The organism is Flavobacteriales bacterium, assembly GCA_025210805.1.
Lineage (GTDB): Bacteria > Bacteroidota > Bacteroidia > Flavobacteriales > CAJXXR01 > JAOAQX01.
On the sequence record JAOAQX010000016.1, the window covers coordinates 30,446 to 46,323 of the forward strand.

Sequence of the window (15,878 nt, forward strand, 5' to 3'; positions counted from 1 at the left end):
AGTGCTATTGCTATTGAGCTTCGTTACGCATTAGGTTTTCTCGACATCATTAATCTCATTGAAGCTTAGTGTTAAGCCATCTTTAAAATAGCTTATTTCAGAACAATATGAAATGTTAAATTTAGTGTTATACAAATTATAATACTCAACATGAATCTTAAAACTTGGAAAATCACTGGATATTTCTGAAGCAATCTGTACTACACAACTTAAATAGGCGAGTATCTGTTTGTTCATAGGTACTGTTCTACTTTCCCTTAGAGGAATAACTTGAGAAGTTCTTACTCCATTAAGTTTTTCAATATTATTGTGTATTTTAGAAAGAGTTATTTCAGTAGAGCTTTCTCCAAGTAATGCTTTAGTGATTATTAATTTTTCCGTATCATTTAATTCTGTTTTATAAATTTTAGTTTGTAGCATTTTATCTTTATCTATTTTTTTTAAAAAATCATCCAATTCCAACTTTTCGTATTCAAACCATAATTTGATTTTTTTTGCATTTCCATTTCCGATATTATGTAACTCTAAAAAGAAGTACCTACCTTCATCATCAAGCCATTCAAGTTTATTATGTTTCTTTTCAAGATGCATGAAATATTCATCAGAAAGCACAAGTTCTGGTCGATGAGAATCCTCCATTAATGCAGTTTGTCTTTTCATAACTTTGTAACTCATGAAAGCTACTATAGTTGTCAAAACCGCAATCAATAGATTTATCCAAGTACTCAAATCTACAGAGGCGAATTGAGGGAATATTATCACTATATTTTCAAAAATTGAATCAAAATTCATAAAATGTTACGTTTTTTAGAACTCAATATCTAGGAATCTTCTTAATTCTCATTTAAAAGATTTTTGAGTTTTATGTATATAATGTCCACTTATTATTATCCTTTTTCTTCCATGATTAATGAAAGAAAATCGATATCAAATCTGTTATAGCAACACAGTTGATAGATATCTTAAACGAAACTTCGTTAAAGAGCAACCATTTTTTAGTGTTTCAAACTATTCTTGATAAATCAACTCTATATTATTGATTTTCAACAATAATCCTATGTCTTTTCTTGATTTTTTTAAATCGATTTTTTGAATTGATTATCTGTTTTACTATTCAAATACAATATCTTACTTGATATGTTTACAAAATTACAACATTGCAAATAAAATTGTATGCTCAAGAAAATATTATAGAAAAGCTTTTTAATTTTTGGGATATTTCAAAAGAAATATCCGTAGAAACCTACCTTAATCAAAGAAATAAAATAGAACAAAGCATTGATGATCTAAGAAACGAATTGGCTCAAATAAAATATAGCAAAAACTATCATGAAATAACAAGGGACTTAAAAAATGACATAAATTCTTCAATAGGATTTCATTACTATGAAAGATTAAAAAATTAATAGAATCGTAATTTCAAACAGTTAAAGTAATAAACCACACTCAGAAAAAAGTCTATTTGGATTGAAAATTGTATAACTTTATCTTTCAAAACTTATTTCTGGACTATGAAACCATTTCTTATTTTAGCATTTTTCTTTTTGTCATTTCTCGGTATTCAAGCACAACCCTATTTCGGACAAAGATTTTACCCAGATATAGAAGTAAATAATCAAGATAAATACATTCCTTGGACAGGTGGTTTAAATGCGCCCCAGTTCAATGAAATGGATCTTAACAAAGATGGAATCAAAGATCTTGTGATATTCGACAGAGCCGATAATCAAGTCATCTGTATGCTTTATAATCCATGGAATCCAAACAGCCCATATAGTAGAAAACCTGAATTTGAAAAAAACTTTCCAAAGTTAGAAAGCTGGATGCTTACCGCAGATTTTAATAATGATGGTTTAATGGATTTGTTTACCAATTATTCAGGAAGAGTACTCTACTATCGTCAATTGGCTACAAATCCCATTACATGGTCTGATCCCGATACTTTAAGAACCAAAAGAGGTCCTACAACAACCAGTAAGCTCTTCGTTTCGGCAATTGATGTACCTGCTATTGAAGATGCCGATGCAGATGGTGATTTAGACCTCTTAACATTTGGCGTGTTAGGTACAAAGCTAGAATTCCATGAAAACATAGGAACAGCCAGTAATTATGAACTCAAACTAACAGATAGATGTTATGGAAGGTTTACAGAAAACTTCTCAGACAATAGTGTTACCTTACATGACTGCGATGACGGAAATGCAGCCCCTCCCCTCGCCTCAAGACACTCGGGTTCTACCGTTACTATTTTTGATATAGATGGCGATAATGACAAAGATATGTTTCTAGGCGATGTTTCTTTTAACAATATTGTTATGCTAAAAAACACCCCAAATGCTGGTGTGGCAACCATGACTGAACAAATTTTCACTTTTCCGAATAACAAACCTATAGATGTTCAACTTTTTCCATTAGTAAAATTCATTGACCTTGATAAAGATGGAGATCAAGATATGCTTGTTACACCCAATAGTTCAAATAATTCTGTAACCAAAAACAGTGTTTGGCACTATAAAAATACAGGGAATGAGATCGTACCACAGTTTGATTTTCAAGAGGAAAATTACCTTCAAAAAGATATGATCGATATAGGAAAATTCTCTATTGTTAGATTATTTGATTTTGATCAAGACGGAGATAAAGACCTTTTTGTAAGCAGTGGTGAACGTTTTGATGCTTCCAAAAATTTTATTTCCTCAATATATTATTATAAAAATATAGGAAATAATATAACTCCTAAATTCAAACAGATTTCTAATGATTTTGGAGGATTTTTATCAAAAAACATTGGTTTACAACTTGCCCCAAGCTTTGGAGATCTAGATTCTGATGGGGATTTTGACATTATCATGGGAAATAAAAATGGGCAAGTCATTTATTTTGAAAATACCACTAACAATGCTGCACCCAGCTATATTTACAATAATTCACTGTTCAACTCTGTAAATGTAGGGGTTTCTTCAAAGCCTTTTCTCTATGACTTAGATGGGGATTTTGATTTAGACTTACTCGTGGGAGAAAAAGATGGGAATATCAATTATTATGAAAATACAGGAACGCAATCAAATCCACAGTTTTCACTAAACCCAGATACAAATAAATTTGGCGGTATAGATCTAGTGGACAACTTTGGAAACGGATATACAGATCCTACAATTGTTGAGATGAATAATAAAATGCACCTTATTATTGGAACAGCAGAAAGAGGAATCCATGTTTTTGATAGTTTAGAAAACAATCTCAAAGGCAATTTTAGAAATAAAACACTTACTGAAAATCTTCAAAAGTTTGACAATAAAAGATATCTAAGTCCAACAATTGCGGATATAAACCAAGATGGGAAAATGGATATGATTCTAGGGAATATCAAAGGCGGATTGGAGTATTTTGTTGGAATTGACAAGAATCAAATCAGTGTAGTAGAAATAGATAACCCACAAGAAGTTATCATATATCCTAACCCTGCAAAAACTCATTTATCTATCCAGAGTAATCATTCATTTGAAAGTTTTCTGATCTATTCTATTTCAGGAAACTTGATTCAAAAAGGAAACTATCAAAAAGAAATTTCTGTAGAAAACTTATCTCCTGGATCTTATCTCATAGAATTAAGAAACAATTCAAAAAGAGCACTTCTAAAATTTATCAAGATCTAATTAAGAAACAATTCAAAAAGAGCACTTCTAAAATTTATCAAGATCTAGTAAGTTCTTCTTCTACGCCGTCTTGTTTTTTTGATTCCAAGAACGCCCATAATTCCACGAGTAAATTCTCTAACAATAATTGTAGTTGCTTTACTTAGGAGGCTTTCGCCAAGAGATTGTCTTTTTCTTCCTCCAGATCGCCTTCTAGAACTCGCAGCTTTCTCTTTTTCCTTTTGTTTTTTGAGTGCTGCTTTGCGTTCTTCTTCTTGTGCTTTTTCTATTTTTTCTGAAAGAATTTCATACGCACTTTCTCTGTCAATATCCTCGGCATATTCTTCTACCAGTTCAGAATGATCAATGATTTTATCTATTTCCTTTTCGGTAAGAATATCCATTCTAGAAATCGGAGCTCTCAAAAGCGTATGTACCAAAGGTGTAGGGATTCCTTTTTCGTTTAGACAAGTAATCATTGCCTCTCCAATTCCCATTGAAGTCAAGAGTTCATCGGTAGTATAAAAAGTAGTTTCGGGATAATTTTCAGCTGTTTTCTTAATCGCTTTACGATCTTTTGCCGTAAATGCCCTAAGCGCATGTTGAACCTTTAGCCCTAGTTGACTCAGAACTTCTTCAGGAACATCTGTGGGCAATTGAGTACAGAAAAATACACCCACCCCTTTTGATCGGATAAGCTTAATGATAATTTCGATTTGATCGAGCAATTCATTTGTAGCTTCCTTAAAAACAAGGTGTGCTTCATCTATAAATAAACAAAGTTTAGGTTGATCGTCGTCCCCAGATTCTGGAAGGGTTTCATATATTTCTGCTAACAGACTCAACATGAATGTTGAAAATAATTTTGGTTTATTTTGGATATCTGTTAGACGGATAATAGAAATCTGTCCTTGTCCATTTCTTTCCTGTAACAAATCTTCAATATCAAAAGATTTCTCTCCAAAAAACTTCTCTCCTCCTTGTTCTTCTAGCTCTACTATTTTTCTTAGAATGGCGCTTACAGATCTCCCTGAAATATATCCATATTCTTTTTCTATTTCCTTTTTCCCTTCAGAAGTGAGGTATTGGAGTGTTTTCCTAAGATCTTTTAGATCCAAGAGTGGTATTTTTTGGTCATCGCAGTATTTAAACATTATACTCACAATACCCATTTGAGTTTCATTTAAGCCCAATATTTTGGATAGTAAAATGGGACCAAACTCTGATACGGTAGCTCTTAGCTTCACGCCTTTTTCATCAGAAATACTCATGAGTTCCACAGGTAATCCTTGGGGTTCATAAGGTTCTCCGATCGCTCCGTGTCGCCAAACAATATGATCATTAGAACTACCAGGTTGTGCTAAACCGCTCAAATCACCCTTGATATCCATTAATAAACTAGGAATCCCTTTTAAAGAAAGTTGCTCTGCAAGTACTTGAACAGTTTTTGTTTTCCCTGTACCAGTAGCCCCAGCTATTAAACCGTGTCTATTAAGTGTTTTTAGGGGAATTTTCACTTTGGTTTCAGCTACAGGCTCTCCATTGAGCATTCCACCACCAATAGTAATAAAATCTTTCTTATAGGTATATTTAGTTTGAATTTCTTTTTGAAATTCAAGGGTGATTTGATCCTTCTTTTCCACGAAATTATTTTAGGGTTTTGAACACTTTATTCAGTTCTTCAATATTCTTTGCTTGGCTAATGATTTCATTCTTTTTGTTTAGAATAAAAATAGCAGGTGTACCTGTTACAAAGTAATTTTTGACATTTTCAGATTCCCATTTTTTAAACTCCGAAGTATGTTTAAAATTTGGAAAACTTATGATGGTGTTTTTATAAGAAGTAGGATCTGTATCTAAGCTTACGGCTATTGCCTTGGCATTTGGATGCCAGTCAAACCATTTATTTAACTCAGGCATCATTTGCATACAATGTGGACACCAAGACGCCCAGAAAACAACAATTTTATAATCAGAATCTAAGGAATTTAACATATTTTCTTGCCCTTCACCTGTAATGGCAGGAGCTATATTTCCTTTTTTCATTCTTTTATATCCTTCAATTCTTCGTTCTCTTTTGTGCTTTATTTCATCGTTATCACATGATCCCTCTTCTCCATAGACAAGGTCGATATGTCTAACTACAATATCAAAACCAGATGGAATAAACAATTGGGTAAGCAAATTTACGGCTTTACCTTTTACCTCTGTATCGGTAATTTGATCCATTATTTCATCTACTCCAGTCACCATTTCAAGTTCTAAATCTTCTCTCTGTAGATGCTTATTCTTATTATAAACCATCCCTAAATACCTATTAAATAGGTTTTGGTAAGCAGGAGAATTCCATAATTCTGGCTGATTTAAATCATACATTTTAAGACTGTTTAAAAACAATAAACTATCTTGATGTTCTCTTTTAGCAGAAATATCTACATACAATTTTGGCTTCATGCTCAATAATGCACCCAAAAATTCATGATCTGCTTTTGCTCTTTCGATAATTTGATCATTTCTTTTAGATAGAACTTTGAGTTGTTTTTTGATTTGTTTCAAAAATTTCTCGTCTCCTTCTAGCGGATAAGTCAACCATGTGTTTCTAAGCAAACTAAGTGCCTCAGAATTTTTCAAATTTTCATCTGAATATGATTTCCATTTTAAATTAATGGGATCTTTTGTCTCAAAAACTTTATTTGGTTCTATTCTTCTAGCATTCACATCTCGTTTATGAATAAACAATTCTACATCGTTTTCTCCCGTAATAATTACATCAAAAACTAGCTCTACACCATGTTCTTCTTTTAGATACAATTGGTACATTCCTTTTTTGCAATTATTTGGAATGGCTGTTTTAAATTTATTATTATCGACTTTGATCTCTGTAACCACATCATTTGTAACACCGTATTTCTTCAATGACAATTCCTTTATGGTGTATCCTTTTTCTACAGCTCCTTCAATAAAATGTTGTTTTTGCCCACAGGCGACATTAAATAGTAAAAATAGTAATGAAGTGATCCAAACACTTTTTTTCATTTCTCCGATTTTATTAGTTGTTTATAATTTTTTTTATACCAAATAAAAATCAAGACAAGGGACTTAAAATTAATTAATGGTTTCTTATCTCTTATTCAAGAATTTATTTAGCAATAGTTTCAATAGTTTATTTTTCTTTTTGTAGCGTCAAATAAAGTTTCTTAGATTCTTGATCGACTCCTTCAAACCTCAAGACTGTATCTCCTTGAGCAATTGTGTCTAAGTATATTCTTCCTTCTTGGTATGAGTTTGTGAAATCTAAACGGTAATATCCAAAATCAAATTTTTCGTCCTGCCCATGCATTTCAAGATAGTCTCCTGGAAGTCTTTCTAATTTTCCTGAGTATGTTTTTATTTTATTGCAATTTGGCAAATCTTCCAAGGCTTCGATTAAAGTTATACTTCCATTTTTATTGAAAATATATCCTGATTTTTTCAAATCACAAACATGATAAATAAGAGGTTGACCATCATAAAAACCTGCACTTACAATCCATTTATTATAGATTCGTGTATCGGGTTCTAATGTTGGGATTTGTTTTTCGCAAGAAAGTACCCCCACAAAAACTAAAAATGTCACTAAAAAAGCTGAAATATATCTCATGATGTATTTTTTTGTAAAAATAATAATTTCTACGGATTTTTCGGTTTTGATATTACTTGCATGTTCTCTATTTTCCCTTGATCTATAGAAAATTTAAGCATTGTTCTTTCTTGGTGAAAACCACTTTTGCCAAAAGCCCCTGGATTGATATGTAAAACAGAAAAATTGTTATCATACATAACTTTCAGAATGTGTGAATGTCCACAAATAAAAATATCGGGTTGAATTTGCTTGAGTAGCATCTGTATTTTGGTATTAAACTTAGGTGGATAGGCTCCTATATGTCGGATCCAAATTTTTTTACCTTCACAAAAGAAAATTTGATCTTCTGGACAACGAACACGAATATCCTGTCCATCAATATTCCCATAAACAGCTTTTACAGGTGCAAAAGTTTCCAAATAATCTAACACTTCTTGACTACCGATATCACCTGCATGCCAAATTTCGTCTGCGTTTTGATAATGTGCTGCCGCCTCTTTATCTATAAAGGCATGAGTATCCGAAAGAAGAAGAATTTGCTTCAAGACTATTTAATATCTGATGAGATCAGTTGATACGTTTTCTCCGCTAATAAATCATTGTGATAAACCATCCCTATTCCAACGCTATACGCATTTTCATATCGCAACATTTTAACAGACTGAATAACCACATCCTCTCCAGAGGTAACAAGTTTCACATTATAAGGCGTACCCTGGAAATTGTTTAAAAAGCCCCCTACATCATAAGCATAAATAACGTCTCCATGGAATGCGTTATTATCAGCATTATAACTGCTATAAGTGGGTCCTTCTATTTTTGAATAATACGTTCCAAATTTACTTTCTACTTTATATACTCGAAGATCTTTTTTCTCAATTGGCAATTTATTTCCACTATCGTCAATATAGAAATTAGACTCTAAATAAGTGAAATTTTCATCCGTAATCGTTCTTGTAAAAAATTCATTTTCATGATAATCAAAATACGTTTCGGTTCTTTTCTTTACCCGATTTTTACCATCTTTACTCTCTACTATCTCTGTCTTAATATCTTGTAATTCTATCCTAACAGTATAAGGAACTAGAGCAATTGTATCTGAGACCTTATAAGTCCAACTAGAACCAATATCAAAAAGCATATATCTTTTCATATCAGAATCAAAATCCTCAAGAGGAAGAGTCTCTTCATCTTTATAACACGAGGTCAAAATCAAAAAAACTAAAAACGATAAAACGACTTTTATTTTCATAATACATAACTATTTTCGCTAATTTACAACAAAATTTAATACTGCTACAAATTTTATAAAGTGATTCAGAAAAGGATATTTTGATGCAAAAAAAACAATTTTTGATGATTTTTCCCACAATATTTCGACTAAAAATACGATAAACAATATAGTTTCGTAAAATCACAAGCAAGCTTGGTTCAAGTCTGTTTTGGTTTATGAGTGGTATTAGTTATCTTGCATGATATTTTGTAGGAATTGTGATCTAAAGAATGAAAAAACGTTTTTTCCCTTTTATACTCTTAGTACTTTTATTTATTTCTAATGGATGTTCGGTAAAAAAGAATAAATTTTTAAACCGTAATTATCATTGGGTTACAGCTCGATATAATAAATGTTATAACGCTCAAGTCTTGTTTGATAAAACGATGGAATCTTATCAGAATCAAATTAAAGAGGACTACGGAAGCACCTTACCTATTAGAAAATTAGGAAGTGAAGAGGAAGCAAAAACGCTACATACCCCTTTTGAAACAGTCATAAAAAAAACGAGTGAGGTTGTTCAACGTCATTCTATGGTTATAAGAGGAGAAGAAAGAAATAACTGGATGGATGAGACATTTTTACTCCTCGGAAAAGCTTATTTCTATCGTCAAGAGTATGAAAATGCAGCTCAAATATTTAATCACGGAAAAAAATACAAGAATCTAAGTGAATATGTAAGTCTGAAGATATGGGCTGCGGAAACTCAAGTTATGCTTGGAAATTATGGAATTGCAGAAAGGCAATTGCAAGAAATTGTGGAAACAGACGATCTTAAAAAGAAACACAAAATACATATTTTAGAGACTCGAGCGGAGCTTTTTTATCGTGATGATCAAATTAAGAAAGCGATAACGGCACTGGAGAAGACCATTAAGTATTTACCAAACTCTGGAGATCACATCGGAAGAAATTTCTATATTTTAGGGCAATATGCTTTAGAAAATGACCAATTAGAAGAGGCAACAACTTTTCTTTTTGAAGCCGAAAAAAGAGGAAAAGATCCTATTTTGGTCTTTAATTCTGTGCTTGCTCAAACAAAAAGCTTTAATCCCGAAACTCATTCAGCTTCAGAACTTTTTGCAAGTATTAAAAAACTTGAAAACAACAGCGTTTATAAAACACTGATGGATCAAGTATATTATGCAAAAGGTGTGCTGCATGAAAAAATTGAAAATTATGACCTTGCTCTAGAAAACTATCAAAATTCTTTGGATACCAATTTTGACAACGGAATTCAATTAGCAAGAACACACCTAGCCAAAGGAGACCTTGAATTTCAATTAAAAAATTATAATCAGGCACAAGAACACTACGATGCCGTTATGAATATAATAGATGAAAAATTCAAGAATTACGAACAAATTGAACAAAAGTGGAAATCCCTTTCGGATCTAGCAAAGCATTATCAGACCATTGATCTCAATGATTCTTTACTTATCGTAAGTGCCTGGAATGAAGATCAACAATATTTGTGGGCAAAAAATAGAGCCTTGAGGGAACTGAATGCACAAAAGGAAAAAGAAGCCGAGAAACTGGCAACTTTAGAGAAAATAAAATCGAAAATAAACCTTGAAAACGGTAAGAAAAATATTAATTGGTATTTTGATGATAAAACCCTTATAGAGAATGGGAAAAAGCTTTTTAGCAATGTTTGGGGTATCAGAAAACTAGAAGATAATTGGCGAAGAAAAAACAAAGGAACCATAAATCCAGACGAAGAAACAGAAATTACTGAACAAGAGGAAAACGACCTTAGTACAACTACTGAGGAAAACGCACTGATGCAAAAAGATAGTCTCACCGAAGAAGAAGCGATAGCAATAGGTGATTTAATGGCGAAAATTCCAAACTCAACTAAAAGGAAATTCAAATTGCAAGACGAAATTGTGGAAGCTCATTTTGCCTTAGGAATGATTTATAAAGAATACTTAAAAGATATTCCAGAATCAGTAAATCAGTTTAGAATTATTGTAGACAAATATCCTAATTCTAAACATAAGCCTGCCTCCTATTATCATTTAGTCCGACTGCATGAAGCGGATCATAAAATGGAATTTGCCAATAAATACCGCTTAAAAGTTGCTCAAGAATATCCTGAAAGTATTTACCATAACTTATTAGAAGGAAAAATGGTGAAAGAACAAGAAGACCCAGCACTGACATTGTACAAAAAAGCATACAAAAATCTGAAGAAAGAAAAGTTTGTAACAGTTTTTTCTCTTTATGATGAATTTTCAAAACAATTTGAAGACCACAAGCTACATCCTAAATTCAAATTAGCTGTAGCAGAAGCACATGCGGGTAATGGCAGTAAAGATTTCTATATAAATAGCTTGAAAGACCTTGTGAAGACTTACCCAGAAACTACAGAAGGAAACGTTGCGAAAAAGAGATTAAATTTATTCTTAAAGAACAAGCAAAAAAATGATCAGAAAAAAAGTATTTATAATGAAAGTACTGATGATGTTTTCTTTGCTCTTTTTCTCTGTGAAACCAGTAATGCTCAAGCACTACAAAGTTTTTTATCTGACTTTAGTTCACGTGCCTATCAACAAAAAAATATTGTGGTAAGTGCTATCATTTTTAAAGATGGAAAAAGTTTAGTGAGTGCCAAAGTATTTAGTGGACCAAAAGATGCTAAAAAGTTTATTGAACTCATGGAACTTGATCAAGATTATGCCAGTGTTCAAGGATTTATTGCTCAACCAATGACCATGGCTGCCAAGAATTACCCCATATTTTACAAAAGAAAAAATATCCAAGAATATTTGGATTTCGAAAAACAATATTTTAACAACTAATAGATGTTCTCAAAAGTAGGTTTAAGAACCAAAATCCTTTTGGCAAACTTGAGTTTGCTTCTTTTCTCTTTTCTCTTTATTGGGATATTTACTTATCTAAATTTCAACAAACAAAATGACACTTACCACAGAAAAAGGTTGAAAAGAAAAGAACTCTCTCTTGTAAAACAAGTAGAATATCATCTGGCGAAAATCTCTCAATTTGTTAATCAAAAAAACTTTGTTCTTCATTTTGAAAATCACACAAAAGAACTCACAGACATCAATAATATAGATGTCAATTATTATAATTTGAAAGGGGAAGTCATTATACAATCTGATCCTGAAATTTTCACAGAAAAAAGACTTCCTAAAAAACTTCCGACCAAAATTTTAAAACAAGTTTTAGAGAAAAATGATTATACCTTAGAGCATTCAGAAGGAGTTCGTTTTTTCTCCTCCTATTTTCTTATAAAGAATAAAAAAGGTGAAAATATTGCTATATTAAACATTCCATATTTCGATTTTGACAAAACCAAAAGTAACGACATAGAAACCTATCTTGGAGAATTATCTATAATCTATCTGTTTCTGCTGATTCTGGCTGTAGTAATGGTCTATATTTTGGCAAAATACATTACAGAACCGCTTAGAACCTTATCTGAAGACATCAAAAAAATGGAATTAGATAAAGATGCTCCACCACTTGAATGGAATGTAAATGATGAAGTAGGCTTATTGATAAAAGAGTATAATAAAACAAGAGAAAAGCTAAAAGCAAGTGCCGAACTCCTCGCTCAAAAACAAAAAGAAGAAGCTTGGAAAGAAATGGCAAAACAAGTAGCCCATGAAGTAAAGAATCCGCTTACTCCTATGAAACTTCAGGTACAGTTTCTTCAAAAAAATCTAGATCCAACAGACGAAAATTTTAAAGAAGAGCTCGATGAATTTTGTCTTTCTATGGTAGAACAAATTGATAATATGACCAATATTGCCAATGCTTTTTCTGATTTTGCTTCTTTACCCAAATTAGCCATTGAAAAAATTGAGATTCACAATATTCTTCATCCCGTTGCAAAATTATACCAAAGTCAAAATCTAGATTTCACAACTTACAAACAAGAAATCTGTGTAATGGCAGATAAAAATCAGCTTCATCAAGTTTTTATCAATCTTATAAAAAATGCCTACCAATCGATCCCTAATAATAAAGAACCAAAAGTGGTGATGAGTTATGAATCGGTGAATGATTTCTTGTATATTTACATCAAAGATAATGGTAGTGGAATTCCAACAAGGATTCAATCCAAAATATTTGAACCGAAATTTACCACCAAAAATTCTGGAAAAGGATTAGGTTTAGCAATGGTGAAAAACATAATTTTGGCACACGGAGGGAAAATAAAATTCCAGACTCAAGAAAATATCGGGACAACCTTTATCATTAAATTACCCATCGAAAAATAAACGAGAGATGAACTATAATAATCTTTTGATCTCTATAGAAGATCATATTGGAACTATCACAATTAACAGACCGAAAAAACTTAATGCACTAAACAAAGAAACAATCTCTGAGTTACATGAGGCATTTAAAAGTTTAGCAAGCAATGATGAAGTTAAGGCAATTATCCTTACAGGAGCAGGTGAAAAAGCTTTTGTAGCTGGAGCTGATATCAGTGAATTTGCGAATTTTTCTGTTGAACAAGGTGAAGAACTCAGCCGTGTGGGACATGAAAGTCTTTTTACTTTCGTAGAAAAAATTGAAAAACCTATTTTGGCAGCCGTAAATGGTTTTGCCTTAGGAGGTGGTTTAGAATTGGCTATGTCTTGTCATATTCGTGTTTTTTCTAGCCATGCTAGAGTAGGTCTACCAGAAGTAAGCCTTGGGGTTATACCAGGATACGGAGGAACACAAAGACTGGCACAAATAGTAGGGAGAGGAAAAGCTATAGAAATGATTGCTACAGCAGGGATGATAGATGCAGAACACGCTTTGCACATCAACCTTGCAAACCATGTTGTAAGCCCAGATGAGCTTATGGATGAAACAAGAAAAATGGCGAGTAAAATCATTAAAAACTCTAGTACTGCCATTGCCGCAGCACTAAGATGTGTTCAAGATTGTTTTGACAAAAACACTGATGGTTTTGAAACCGAAATTAAAGAATTTGGAAAAGCATTTGGAACACCTGATTTTAAAGAAGGTACTACGGCATTTTTAGAAAAAAGAAAACCAAAATTTCAATAGATACAATCTTGAAATAAATTGAAAATGAAAGATTGTCTGTTCTTACGGCTGGCAATCTTTTTTATTTTTGAAAATACCGACAATTTTAGTTTCTTTGTCTAGTAATCATACCATTTATAATCCCCACTTTAAAGGGAGATTTGAATTACAGAGCTTGTCCTGACTTTTCAGGAGGTCTACAACGAAATACTCCGAATAAAGAAACAAAATATATGGATAAATTAACACCGAAAATGGTATTAATCACTGAATAAGCCCCCTTTGAATAGCTTGTCCCGATTTTTCGGGAGGGGAAGGGGGATGTTTCACAAAGTAAACACCTCTTAAAGTAACTATAACCTAAGGGTAAAATTAACACGTAAGTGTTATCACCTATGAATCTTTTTGAATAATGACAAAAAATCTTCTTAAAAGAAATCTTATTCACACAGCTATTTATACCTTGAGTATCATTCTTTCTAAAGGAATAAGCGTGATTCTCACTCCTTGGTTTACCAAAGAATTAGATAAAGAATATTTTGGTCAAATGACCTATCTCTATACTTTTATTGCCTTTTCTACAGCAATCATCAGTATTGGGTTTGAAACAGGTTATTTTTACTTCAAAAATAAAAACAAACAAGAAAATGTTGAAGGAACCATGCATCTTAATCATGGGCTATTTCTACTATTTTTTTTAGTTCCTGCATTTATTTGGGCAGAACCCCTTTCTATTCTTCTAATTGATTCAAAAGAATTTGTGAATCACTTTAGAACGCTTTTAGGAATTATGGCATTTGATATATTGAGTTTAATTCCCATGGCAGTACTTAGATATAAAGAAAAAGTACTCAGATATAGTCTTATAAGAATTCTCAATGCGCTTATCATTCTACTTTTTACTTATATATTTCTTAAATATCTTCCTGATCAAAAAGCTTTACCCTCTTGGATCCCCTTCAACACATTTAGTCAGAATGACTTGGTTTTCTATATCCTATTAGCAAACCTGATAGCCTCTGGGATACAGTTAATCCTTCTTTTACCAGAAATAATTAAATTCCGTTGGAAATGGAAATTTGAGCTCATAAAAAAATATTATCAATATGGAATTCCCATTGCTATAGGAAGTATGGCATACCTCATAAATGAACAAGCAGACACCATTTTCCTCAAAAAAATGCTTGAAGATGGAGAAGCTCAAATAGGAATCTACAAAGCAAATTATCGTGTAGCCTTACTCTTAGGAATTATCATAACAGGTTATCGCATGGGAATAGAGCCTTTTTTCTTTAATCAAGCGGATAAAGCAGGGGCTAAAAAAAACTACTCCATAGTGATGAATATTTTTGTAATCATCAGTTTATTAGCAGGCTTATTCATAGTTTTTAATGAATTCTGGATTAAAGAGCTATATATAAAAGATCGGAGTTATCATGAAGGATTTAAAATTGTTCCTGTTCTCATTTTAGCCATTGTCTTTTCTGGAATATACAGTAATCTTTCTGTTTGGTATAAAATAAATAACCAAACAAAATACGGCATGACATTTACTTTGATTGGGGCAGGAATCACTGTTTTACTCAACTATATTTTGGTTCCAAAGTACGGTTATATTGCCTCGGCATGGATAACCCTATTCTGCTATTTTATTATGGTGCTTCTCTCCTATTCCTTTGGACAGAAAAACTACCCCATTGACTATAAAATTAAACGCATTTTAACGTATATTTTGCTTGCATCTGCATTATATTACCTTAGTTTGCATATTGAATATACCCAATGGTATTATAGAAATCTATTGTTAATTCCTTTTTTAGGTTTAATTTTAGGTTTTGAAAGAAAAACGTTGAAAAAAATTAGAAAATGATAACGGACCAAGTCGAAATTATCAATAAATCGAAACATCAAAATCCTGAATACAAAACAGAAGATTCTGCAGGAATGGATTTGTATGCAAATATCGAAGAGGACATTATTTTGAAGCCTTTAGAAAGAACACTTATCCCAACAGGATTATTTCTAGCGATTCCACAAGGATATGAAGCACAAATAAGACCTAGATCTGGATTAGCCCTAAAGAAAGGTCTCACTTGCCTGAATAGCCCAGGAACGATAGATGCCGATTACCGTGGAGAAATTGGAGTAATTATTGCCAATGTTTCTAACGAAGATGTTACCATAAAAGATGGTGAAAGAATTGCTCAAATGGTATTCGCAAAGTATGCCAAAATGGAGCTAAAAGAAGTAAACACACTTTCCGAAACAGTTCGAGGAACAGGAGGTTTTGGAAGCACAGGAGTATAACAAAAACAATAACTTGTAATAAAAATTC

At 32.2% G+C, this 15,878-nt stretch carries 13 protein-coding genes; 7 read left to right on the top strand and 6 right to left on the bottom strand.

Annotated elements, in window-relative coordinates:
* Positions 1–30 precede the first annotated feature (30 nt).
* Entirely contained in the window at positions 31–792 is a 762-nt protein-coding gene (locus N4A45_06485; GenBank protein ID MCT4664865.1) for a hypothetical protein, read from the bottom strand.
* 365 nt (positions 793–1,157) lie between these two features.
* Between N4A45_06485 and N4A45_06490 the strand changes: the two genes are divergently transcribed.
* Both N4A45_06490 and N4A45_06495 read left to right on the top strand, forming a co-directional pair.
* On the top strand, positions 1,158–1,406 hold the full coding sequence (locus N4A45_06490) for a hypothetical protein (protein MCT4664866.1): 249 nt from the start codon (positions 1,158–1,160) through the stop codon (positions 1,404–1,406).
* Between the two features lie 105 nt (positions 1,407–1,511).
* Positions 1,512–3,656, top strand: a complete 2,145-nt coding sequence (locus tag N4A45_06495; protein ID MCT4664867.1) for a T9SS type A sorting domain-containing protein — start codon at positions 1,512–1,514, stop codon at positions 3,654–3,656.
* Between the two features lie 44 nt (positions 3,657–3,700).
* On the opposite strand, the gene N4A45_06500 is transcribed toward N4A45_06495, so the two are convergent.
* The 5 genes from N4A45_06500 to N4A45_06520 form a co-directional block, all read right to left on the bottom strand.
* The gene (locus N4A45_06500; GenBank protein MCT4664868.1) at positions 3,701–5,278 is read right to left on the bottom strand and encodes a DUF853 domain-containing protein; all 1,578 of its coding nucleotides are present in this window, start codon (positions 5,276–5,278) and stop codon (positions 3,701–3,703) included.
* 4 nt (positions 5,279–5,282) lie between these two features.
* Complete coding sequence (locus N4A45_06505; protein MCT4664869.1) at positions 5,283–6,671, bottom strand: TlpA family protein disulfide reductase; 1,389 nt, start codon at positions 6,669–6,671, stop codon at positions 5,283–5,285.
* Positions 6,672–6,798: 127 nt separating this feature from the next.
* Positions 6,799–7,275 carry a hypothetical protein gene (locus N4A45_06510; GenBank protein ID MCT4664870.1) on the bottom strand — a complete coding sequence of 159 codons (477 nt, stop codon included), beginning with the start codon at positions 7,273–7,275 and terminating at the stop codon, positions 6,799–6,801.
* Between the two features lie 29 nt (positions 7,276–7,304).
* Positions 7,305–7,802: a metallophosphatase family protein gene (locus N4A45_06515; GenBank protein MCT4664871.1), complete on the bottom strand. Its 498-nt coding sequence runs from the start codon at positions 7,800–7,802 to the stop codon at positions 7,305–7,307.
* 2 nt (positions 7,803–7,804) lie between these two features.
* Positions 7,805–8,509 carry a hypothetical protein gene (locus N4A45_06520; protein MCT4664872.1) on the bottom strand — a complete coding sequence of 235 codons (705 nt, stop codon included), beginning with the start codon at positions 8,507–8,509 and terminating at the stop codon, positions 7,805–7,807.
* Between the two features lie 251 nt (positions 8,510–8,760).
* Here N4A45_06520 and N4A45_06525 point away from each other — a divergent pair, with 251 nt between their 5' ends.
* The 5 genes from N4A45_06525 (at position 8,761) to dut (ending at position 15,850) form a co-directional block, all read left to right on the top strand.
* Positions 8,761–11,334, top strand: coding sequence for a tetratricopeptide repeat protein (locus N4A45_06525; protein ID MCT4664873.1), 2,574 nt, complete (start codon positions 8,761–8,763; stop codon positions 11,332–11,334).
* A gap of 3 nt (positions 11,335–11,337) precedes the next feature.
* Positions 11,338–12,780, top strand: coding sequence for an ATP-binding protein (locus N4A45_06530; GenBank protein MCT4664874.1), 1,443 nt, complete (start codon positions 11,338–11,340; stop codon positions 12,778–12,780).
* Between the two features lie 7 nt (positions 12,781–12,787).
* Positions 12,788–13,564, top strand: coding sequence for an enoyl-CoA hydratase-related protein (locus N4A45_06535; protein MCT4664875.1), 777 nt, complete (start codon positions 12,788–12,790; stop codon positions 13,562–13,564).
* Between the two features lie 391 nt (positions 13,565–13,955).
* On the top strand, positions 13,956–15,413 hold the full coding sequence (locus N4A45_06540; protein MCT4664876.1) for an oligosaccharide flippase family protein: 1,458 nt from the start codon (positions 13,956–13,958) through the stop codon (positions 15,411–15,413).
* Positions 15,410–15,850: a dUTP diphosphatase gene (dut, locus tag N4A45_06545; protein ID MCT4664877.1), complete on the top strand. Its 441-nt coding sequence runs from the start codon at positions 15,410–15,412 to the stop codon at positions 15,848–15,850. Before N4A45_06540 ends, dut begins: the two co-directional genes overlap by 4 nt.
* Positions 15,851–15,878 lie beyond the last annotated feature (28 nt).